At 51.7% G+C, this 9,285-nt stretch carries 8 protein-coding genes; all 8 read left to right on the top strand.

All coding sequences use genetic code 11. The annotated features are described in order from the left end of the window. Window positions 1-614, top strand: a 614-nt coding sequence (locus tag CSA35_01140; GenBank protein PIE55404.1) for a hypothetical protein, incomplete at its 5' end; no start/stop codon positions are given. 21 nt (window positions 615-635) lie between these two features. Continuing rightward, window positions 636-2,861, top strand: a complete 2,226-nt coding sequence (locus tag CSA35_01135) for a type I secretion system permease/ATPase (protein PIE55405.1) — start codon at window positions 636-638, stop codon at window positions 2,859-2,861. 30 nt (window positions 2,862-2,891) lie between these two features. Continuing rightward, entirely contained in the window at window positions 2,892-4,271 is a 1,380-nt protein-coding gene (locus tag CSA35_01130) for a secretion protein HlyD (GenBank protein ID PIE55403.1), read from the top strand. 211 nt (window positions 4,272-4,482) lie between these two features. Then, window positions 4,483-5,145 (top strand): deoxyribose-phosphate aldolase, encoded by a 663-nt coding sequence (gene deoC, locus CSA35_01125; protein ID PIE55402.1) that lies wholly within the window; start codon window positions 4,483-4,485, stop codon window positions 5,143-5,145. 352 nt (window positions 5,146-5,497) lie between these two features. After that, entirely contained in the window at window positions 5,498-6,586 is a 1,089-nt protein-coding gene (locus tag CSA35_01120) for an ABC transporter substrate-binding protein (protein ID PIE55401.1), read from the top strand. 501 nt (window positions 6,587-7,087) lie between these two features. Next, a complete protein-coding gene (locus CSA35_01115) occupies window positions 7,088-7,582 on the top strand; it encodes a hypothetical protein (protein ID PIE55400.1) in 495 nt (164 codons plus the stop codon). Next, on the top strand, window positions 7,582-8,916 hold the full coding sequence (locus CSA35_01110; GenBank protein PIE55399.1) for a C4-dicarboxylate ABC transporter permease: 1,335 nt from the start codon (window positions 7,582-7,584) through the stop codon (window positions 8,914-8,916). The genes CSA35_01115 and CSA35_01110 overlap by 1 nt, the downstream gene beginning before the upstream one ends. Window positions 8,917-8,934: 18 nt before the next feature. After that, on the top strand, window positions 8,935-9,285 hold a 351-nt coding region (locus CSA35_01105), incomplete at its 3' end, for a hypothetical protein (protein ID PIE55398.1).

The following is a 9,285-nucleotide window of genomic DNA, read 5'->3' as shown; positions in this document are numbered from 1 at the left end:
ATGATACGCTGTTAGATTGCTACGGCAGCAACGTTCTGGAGATCGGCGAGGGTGTGGACCCTGCGAAGGTGAAGGCGATCCGAGATAGCCAGAACCTGTGCCTGACGATTTCTGAGACGGGGGAGAAGCTCACACTCAGAAATTGGTATTACTCACCTGCTTACCAGCTTTCGGCAATTCGTTTTGCTGACGGCACGGTGTGGAACACGGACGACGTAGAGGGGATCGTTTCTGGAACAAAGCAAGCATGCGCTGCCTTTGCTGATAGGGAAATCGAGGAATCGCTGGCCCTGCTTTCATCTCCAAACTGTACCTCTGCTTTTACTGAAGAGAAGATGGGAGTACAGTTGAATGGGTGGGATCTGGATCCGTCACTGGCAGTCATAATGAACGGATCGTCGGATGTCGGGGCCTTTGAAACGGCTCGTTTGGCAATGGATGTTGCGCTGGCGCAGCTGAGCTTTGAGACACCGGACTCCGGTATGATCTGCAACGTTGCCGCGTCCAGTTCTGCTGGTATGGGCGCCGTGAGGCTCTCTGTGTCAGTGGACAACGGCTTGGAGAAGCATTTCGAGGAGGGGGTTCGGCATGCCGAGCAGTCCCGGAATTTTTAGAGGTGTATCATGGCGGGTGTGATGACGGAACGTCCCAAAGATGGACAAAATACAATCGGAGGAGCGGAGTCAGAGGACCCCGCTTCCTCCGGTTTCAGATCCCTGGTGGAGAATGCCCTGATCGCCCTGGCGACGGCAGCACGCATCGTGGGCCTTCCGGCCGATCCCGAGAGCCTGTGTCGTGCGTTCCCCTCTCGTGAGCCTGGCTCTATTCCTCTCATCCTCCTGCGTGCGGCGAAGAGAATCGGGCTCAAGGCGAAGAGACTGACGACCTCTCCAGATAAGCTCGACAGACTGCCGCAGCCTTCGCTGCTTCTCCTTCCTGACGGGAACGTTCTGATCTTTCTGAGGGCGGAGGCGGCAGCTGACGCCGAAACCGGGAAGGGACGGGTCATGCTGCTCCGTGTCGCGGAGCGCACCCCCTTCGTCTGGAGCTTCGAACAGCTGGGCACGGTATGGGAGGGGGACGCCATTCCTCTGGCGCGTCGTTTCTCTTTCTCGGAGCTGGGCAGGAAATTCAGTATTGGATGGTTCCTGCCGGTGATTCTGCGCTTCAGGCGGCACCTGGGCGAGGTCTTTGTCGGATCCTTCTTCCTTCAGACTTTCGGGCTGATCACTCCGCTCTTTTCTCAGGTGATCATCGACAAGGTGCTGATCCATAAAGGGCTGTCCACTCTGGATGTGCTCGTACTGGGTCTGTTTGTCATCAACATCTTCGAGATGATCCTGAGCGTGACCCGAACCTATCTGTTTTCCCACACGACGAATCGTGTGGATGTCATTCTGGGTGCCAAGCTCTTCAAACATCTTCTGGCGCTGCCACTGCCGTACTTCGAGGCCCGCACGGTTGGCACGACCATAGCGCGGGTCCGGGAGCTGGAGACGATTCGTTCCTTCATCACGGGCACGGCACTGACGGTGGTTCTGGACCTGATCTTCACGGTCGTGTTCGTGGCCGTGATGTTCTTCTATAGCCCCAAGCTGACGCTGATCTCGCTTGCGGCGCTGCCGTTGTTCATCGCGCTCTCTGTGGTGGTGACGCCGATCATTCGGGAACGTCTGAACAGGAAGTTCGCGTGTAACGCGGAGTCTCAGTCGTACCTCGTTGAGATGGTAACAGGCGTCCAGACCGTCAAGAGCCTGGCTATTGAGCCGCAGCTGAATCACCGTTGGGAGGGGTTGCTCGCGAATTACGTTCGTTCCTCTTTTCGTGCGGGGTTTCTGAGCAGCCTTGCGGGCAGTACGGCACACCTGATCCAGAAAACGTCAACCCTCGCCATTCTGTGGTTCGGGGCCCGAATGGTGATGCAGGGGGAGTTCACGGTCGGTCAGCTCATCGCGTTTCAGATGCTCTCCGGCCGGGTGACGGAGCCTATATTACGTCTGGCGACGCTATGGCAAGATTTTCAGCAGGTACGGCTCTCTATAGAACGGCTTGGTGATGTGCTGAACTTCCCGGCGGAGCCGGATAGTTCACCGGGCCGTAGTTCGCTGGGGCGGATCAGGGGGCGGATTGAATTCAATCACGTGGGGTTCCGGTATCGGCTGGACGGACCGCCCATACTGGACGACATTGATCTGATTGTTGAGCCGGGTACGACGGTGGGTATCGTAGGCCGTTCGGGATCAGGGAAGAGTACGCTGACCAAACTGGTGCAACGCTTCTACGTCCCCGCTCAGGGCCGCTTGCTTGTGGACGGGGTCGACCTCGCGCAGGTCGACCCCGTATGGCTCAGGCGTCAGATTGGCGTGGTGTTGCAGGAGAATTTTCTCTTCAACGGGAGTGTGAGGGATAATATCGCCGTGGTGGATACGTCAGCTCCCTTGGAGCGGGTTGCCGCCGCAGCGAGGCTGGCAGGAGCTCACGACTTCATCCTGGAACTTCCAGATGGGTACGACACGCCGGTTGGAGAGCGCGGTTCCTCCCTTTCGGGAGGGCAGCGTCAGCGTATCGCGATAGCGCGGACGCTGATGACCGATCCGCGTATCCTTATTTTCGACGAGGCGACGAGTGCTCTGGATTACGAGTCGGAGCGGATTATCCAGCAGAACCTGCGCAGTATCTGCCGGGGTCGGACGGTGTTCATCATCGCGCACCGGCTCTCTACGGTGCGCATGGCGGATACCATCCTGGCGATGGATAAGGGGCGTATCGTCGAGCGGGGCACACACGATGAGCTGCTGAAGAAGGGGGGGCTCTACAGCTCCCTGTACCGGCAGCAGGCCCTGCTGGGCGATACACAGTAGTTTTCGGTACGGTTGATTGAGGGAGGCGTCATGTTTGGATCGCGGAAGGACAGCAAGAATGGAAACGGGGGCAAGGGATGTCCGAAACGCATGGTCGAGGGCTGGGGGCGCGAGGAACTGGAATTCCTTCCAGCGGCCCTGGAGATTGTGGAAAGTCCTCCGTCTCCTATCGGGCGAGCTCTATTGTGGATCGTGGTCTCCTTCTTTCTGATTGCCCTGGCCTGGTCGATCGTTGGCACGGTGGACGAGGTCGCCGTGGCTCCTGGCAAGGTTATCCCATCCGGCTACACTAAAATAGTGCAGGCGGAGGACAAGGGGATCGTCCGAAGATTGAATGTGGCGAATGGCTCGCCCGTTCGCGAGGGCGATGTGCTGATTGAGCTGGACACGGTGATCACGGAGGCCGACATGGTGCGCTTGACGAAGGAGCGGGATTTTTACGCCCTGGACCTGGCGCGGCTCTTCGCCGACCGTGATGGCGAGCCCTTCGTGCCACCAGAAGGCAGCTGGGATCCTGAGATCGTCCTGCATCAACAGGAGCTTTCCCGTACGCGACAGCTGGAGTTCCGGTCCCGGATCAATGTCCTGAAACAACAGGCGCTGATGGCCGAGGCCGCGCTCCAGAATTCGAAGCGGCAATACGACAAATACGCTGCCCTCCTTCCGATAGTAACTGAACAGCGGAAGAAGACAGAGGAGCTCGCGTCAGATGGTACGGTATCGCTGCTGGAACACCAGACGTACCTGCAGAAGGAGATTGAGGTCAGGCAGGATCTTCTTTCCCAGCAGGCGGAGGTCGACCGGAACCAACACACCGTTGTGGAGAGCAATATGGAACTGAAAAAGGTTGAGAGCGAATGGCTCTCCGAGATATCCGCACGGATCGTGGAGGACCGTAAACAGCTTCATGTGGTGGAGGAAGAATTGGTCAAGGCAAAGGAGAAAAATCGTCTGAGCCGGATAACTGCGCCCATCGACGGTGTGGTGCAGCAGCTGGAGATCCACACGCTGGGTGCCGTGGTCACACCTGCGCAGCCGTTGATGCTGATCGTTCCGGCGGGCGGGGGTATAGAGTTCGAGGTCTGGGTGGAGAACCGGGACATCGGGTTTGTCTGTTCGGGGCAGGACGCCGAGATCAAGGTGGAGACCTTCAGCTTCCAGAAGTATGGCACCCTGGAGGGACGCGTGAAGTCCGTTGCGACGGAGGCGAAGGAGGACGAGAAGCGCGGCCTGATCTATCAGGCTCTGCTGGAGACGTCCCGGGATCACTATGTCGTCGAGGGGAAGAGAGTCCCCCTGCTCCCTGGGATGTCCGTGACGGGGGAGATCAAGATCCGTCGGAAACGGATCATCGAATATTTTCTGGACACGTTCCGACGCTACGTGAACGAGGCGCTTCGAGAGAGGTAGGGGTGTATCGCGGGGACCATAGCCAGATTATTCTTGCGGGTGCTACAGGATACACAGCGTCATGGATTTTTGTTCCTGAACTCCGTATTCGGAACAGGTATATCGAGCCTCTCTCTCGATTTTCTGATGGATTCCACATATCACGGCGAACTCAATCTAAGCCAAAAATCTGTTCGCAGAGTTTGAAATGAGAAAGGATGGAACGATAGCCATGCAAAATGAAAAATTAGCCTCAATGATTGATCATACCTTGTTAAAGGCCGAAAGCACTCCCAAGGAGATTCAAGACCTCTGCTCCGAGGCTCGTGAGTGGAGCTTTGCATCGGTCTGCGTCAACGGTTCCTACGTTTCTCTGGCAGCCCATGAGCTTGAGGGCTCGCTGGTGAAGGTCTGCACCGTTGTGGGCTTCCCCTTGGGAGCGACCTCGTCGGCCGTCAAGGCGTTTGAGGCAAAAGACGCCCTGGAGAACGGTGCTCAGGAGATCGACATGGTCATCAACATCGGCAGACTCAAGGCCGGTGACGATGAATACGTTCGTGATGATATCGCTGCCGTTAAGGCGGTCCTGAAGGCGGATGCTCTGCTCAAAGTAATTCTGGAGACCTGCCTTCTCACCGACGACGAGAAAGTTCGAGGTGCTCGGGCAGCTGTTCAGGCAGGAGCGGATTTCGTCAAGACCTCCACGGGATTTTCCAGCGGCGGTGCCACAGTGGAGGATGTGGCTCTCATACGAAAGGTTGTGGGGGGGAATGTCGGTGTTAAGGCATCGGGCGGAATCCGAACGAGGGAGGACGCCCTCAGAATGATGGAGGCCGGCGCCTCTCGCATCGGAGCGTCCAGATCGATTCGAATTTGTTCTGGGGAGAGTGTGTAGAGAAGAAGCGAATCAGAAAGACATTTTATTAATTATAATAAAAAGATACTGATTTCGCGTTGTAAGATCGATGGGTCTTCTGTTCTCCCGGAGTCCTGAGACGCTTTAACCTTAAGTTTAAGCACGAGAGTGCAATTTGTATTTTAGAGATTTGCTAAAACTAACTTTTTAATAATAAGTCAGTTTCTTGGTTTTGGTGTTTATATTAAATTAACCCTTTCATTTATTCCCCTCCTGTTTTAGTGGACTAGAATCAAGTATAATAATTCGGTATAATGCAGTGGCGCAGAAGTGCCCCATAAGGGTAGTCGTTTTCGGGTGTTTCATTAGACTAGTGAGGGAGGACAACATTATGAAACGCTATGTAAAGCACTTTGTTTTGTCAATTATTATGAGTCTTACTTTTATGTCTTTGTCGTCGGCTGCTTTTGCAGCTCCAAAGTATACGTGGTCTTTTGCATGCCCCTGGTCACGTCCTGTGTCGGAAAAAGGATACAAAATGTTTTGTGATAAAGTCTCTGAGTATACAAACGGAGATATCGAGATCAAACTATACATGGGCGGGCTTCTGGGGACTCATGATGAGTCATTTCATGGCGTGCGCGACGGGAGTATCGAGGTTTCGGCTCTTTCCCCTTACGTAAACCTCATTCCTGGCGGAATGTTGAACTGGATGCCTTGGACGATCGGTTCTTTCGATGAGGCGAGAATCGCTTATGCGTATCCGGATGGGATTATCTATAAGTTGATGGATGTTGCTTGGGGAGAGGTCAATTGTAAGCTGTTGTTCAGCTGCTCTCAGGGAGCCTATGGGCTTGCCAATAACGTTCGTCCTCTTCGTACCCCCTCTGACCTTAAGAACTTAAAGTTGCGCGTCTCGTCTTCCACGGCAGCGGTTCGTTGTCTGGAGAATATGGGCTCAGGCACTGGTATGTTGATGGAGAATCTGCCCTGGAGTGAAATTTATACAGCCCTCTCGCGAGGAGTTGTTGATGGTTGTTGGACAATGTTGCCTTCTCTTGTTGATGAGCGTCAATGTGAAGTTTTAAAGCATTATACTCATAATTTGTTAGTTTGGGATGCGAATAACGTCGTTATCAACATGGATCTGTGGAATGAGTTGAAGCCGGAGTATCAGAAGGCCATTTTAAAGGCTGGTGCAGAAGCGGAACAGTATCTTAATGACTTGCATGAAGCTAAAGAGGATGAGTACAGGAAAAAACTTGAGGCTATGTCAGGATTTACTATTACTAAAATATCGGATGAGGAACGTGAAATGTGGCGCGAAAAAGCCAACATGCCAGCCATTTGGAAAGAACTATGTGATCCGTGGCTGGAGAAGCATTGGCCGGGACAGAATAAGAGCAAAGAAATCTTGAATGAGCTCAATGAGATTCACCGTCGTTGTATCGAGCAAAAAGCAGCGAAAAAGTCTTCGTAAAGTAATCTTAAAAAGAAAGTAGTACGCGACTTGCTAGTTTACGATAAGCGCACTGTAAGGTCTGTTCTGCAGGAGTGTCTCCGCATTTCTCCGTTTCTTACGTGAGACGGTACGTCTGAAGTTTTTGGACAGGAGAGGCTCCTGTAAAAGGCCTGATCTGAGAGAAGCTGCCCAGTGCTAAACGATAATTATAGCTCTAAAAGGGCAGCTTTCTTATTTGCTCTTTATTGGGGGCTGTTCAGTTTTGCTGCGTTGTCTGATCGAATGGTTTTGTCTGGCCTTACTGCTCTGATCGTTTCTCGAAAATCACGGAAAGCGTGTATGTTCGGCACAGATTTTCTTTTGTGTTCCTGCTTTATCAGGCTTGTAAGGATGGCATTCTGAAGATGGATAGGGGCAGTGGTGCGTGATACGAGCCGCCTTTTCTTGTGGGATTTATTAAAAGATAAACAAAGTCTCTGTCGAAAGGGGTGTTTCTTTTTGTCTGTATTTTGTAGATTCATGAGGTTGTTGCGGACTCTTGAGAATGTGTTGTGTGCTGTGGGATTAGTGTTTTGTACGTTTGCAACCATTTTCCAGATACTCAATAGATACTGGCTGCATATTGAAATTATCTGGATTGGAGAATTTCTCTCGTATGTGTTTTTTATAACTGTCTTGCTCAGCATAGTTATCACGACACGAGAAGGATCTCATACAAGTGTTGATATTTTGCCAGGGATCTTCTCTGAGCGTAATAAAACACCAGGGAAGTTCCTTGACTTTTTTATTGAAGTCATAAGCCTTATTGTGTTGATATTCTTGCTGAGTATCTTTTCAAAGTACGCATTAAAGGCCTATCGCTATCCTGAGTGGGGAGCGTTATGCTCCTGGTTTAACGCAAGCTGGCTTATAGAGGGTCTGTTCTTTATGTTCCTGATCTCCGCCTTGCACCTTGCCGTAAATTGCTGGCAAGCAGCCTGCTCGATTCGGTTTCGAGGGAAGGAGAAGGTCTGATGAGTGTTGGGGTTATTGCTTGCCTCTGTGTTTTTTTAGTAGGACTTATGCTGGGGGTCCCTGTCGTTTGGGTGTTTTTTATAGGGCCGTTTTTGGGGCTTTTCATAGATGGGATGAGTAATGCCTTCATTGCCGGCTCTTTTTATCATGCGATTTTCAGCCCTACGCTCATGGCCATTGCTTTCTTTGTCTATGGTGGGAGTTTAATTTCTGACGCGGGGTTGGCAGACCGTATTGTTCGTTTTTCGTATGCTCTGGTCGGTCATATTCGCGGGGGAATGGAGCTGGTCGGAATCATCGCGACGCTTTTTATGGGAGCTCTAACGGGGTCCTCTGTTCCCTGCATCTCTGCTTTGATACCTCTCCTGGTACCACGGCTTGAGCGGTATGGATATGAGCGTAGATATACAACGGCTGTTTTGTGTTCTTCAAGCTTTTTAGGGTACCTTATTCCTCCCAGTGTTCCTGCGATGATTTATTGCTTATTAGCGCAGCAATCTGTGACCGCTTTGTTTTTGGCTACGGTCATACCTGGTCTGATCCTCGCTTTTGGCTATGCCGTGTTGAACTACTTTCTTTGCCCTAAGTATTTTAGTGAAAATCCAGATATGAGCATCGAGAAACCGAAGGATCGTAGGGGAAGATGGAAGGAGCTTTGGGGCTCGACAAAAGCAGCTTTGCCAGCTTTGGGGTGTCCGGCCATTATTTTGGTGGGGATATACGGAGGGCTCTGCACTCCAGGAGAAGCGGGAGCGTTAGCGGTCGTTTATTGTATTTTTGTCGGCATTTTCGTGTACAGGGAGCTGAACTTAGCGAATTTTAAAAAGGCGACGTTTTCCTCTCTTATCTCTATCGGTGTCATTGCGGTATTGATTGGAGGAGGAACAGTTCTCGCCCGTTATCTTATTCGCGCTGGCCTCGCACAGGAGATCGCTCGAGGCATGTTAGGGTTCTTCAGCAGTAAGGTGATGATACTCATCGCGCTTAATTTGTTTTTCCTTCTGCTTGGCATGTTCCTGGAGGGAGTGCCGGTATTGATTTTAGGCATACCGTTGATTCTTCCTCTCATGAAAGAGCTCGACGTAAATTTAGTTCATTTGGGAGCTATTGTGATTACAAATATTGGTCTGGGTGTTGTAACACCTCCTTTTGCGATGTCTATTTTTGTTGGGTCTCGACTATCAGGTGTCTCGTATCAGGAGCTTGTCCCAATAATGATGAGGTTCCTGTTCTTTGTGGGGATCCCCACGTTGCTTTTGACGACATTCATTCCGGCGCTGTCGTGCTGGCTTCCTTCTCTTGTATTAGGATCTAAGATAGTTGGGGCGTGGTGATGCTTGGAAGGTGTGTGTATGAATATGTCTTTTGACACAATCATCCGTTCAGGGCACATCTGTGACGGTACAGGGAACCCTGTGTTTAAAGCTGATATAGGGATACAGGGAGATCGCATCGTGTTTATAGGTGACCTTGCTGATCAGTCAGCTGAAGTCGACATATCTGCTGAAGGATTAGTCGTCTCTCCTGGTTTTATCGATCTTCACAATCACGTAGATCAAGGTGTTCGATGTTTCCCCGATGTCGAGAGTTACATTATGCAAGGAGTGACGACCTCAATCGTTGGGAACTGTGGTTTATCGATGGCGCCTTTGTCTGAAGAGTATAGGGAAGAGGCACGTCAGTATCAGAAGGCCTTTTTGCCG

The organism is Dethiosulfovibrio peptidovorans, from assembly GCA_002748665.1.
Taxonomy (GTDB): domain Bacteria; phylum Synergistota; class Synergistia; order Synergistales; family Dethiosulfovibrionaceae; genus Dethiosulfovibrio; species Dethiosulfovibrio peptidovorans_A.
This window is presented reverse-complemented; position numbering and strand designations above follow the sequence as displayed.

Bases quoted from the DNA above. Each gene is read 5' to 3' on its own strand.
- CSA35_01135 (PIE55405.1), top strand. From the start codon at position 636: ATGACGGAACGTCCCAAAGATGGACAAAATACAATCGGAGGAGCGGAG.
- CSA35_01130 (PIE55403.1), top strand. From the start codon at position 2,892: ATGTTTGGATCGCGGAAGGACAGCAAGAATGGAAACGGGGGCAAGGGA.
- deoC (PIE55402.1), top strand. From the start codon at position 4,483: ATGCAAAATGAAAAATTAGCCTCAATGATTGATCATACCTTGTTAAAG.
- CSA35_01120 (PIE55401.1), top strand. From the start codon at position 5,498: ATGAAACGCTATGTAAAGCACTTTGTTTTGTCAATTATTATGAGTCTT.
- CSA35_01115 (PIE55400.1), top strand. From the start codon at position 7,088: ATGAGGTTGTTGCGGACTCTTGAGAATGTGTTGTGTGCTGTGGGATTA.
- CSA35_01110 (PIE55399.1), top strand. From the start codon at position 7,582: ATGAGTGTTGGGGTTATTGCTTGCCTCTGTGTTTTTTTAGTAGGACTT.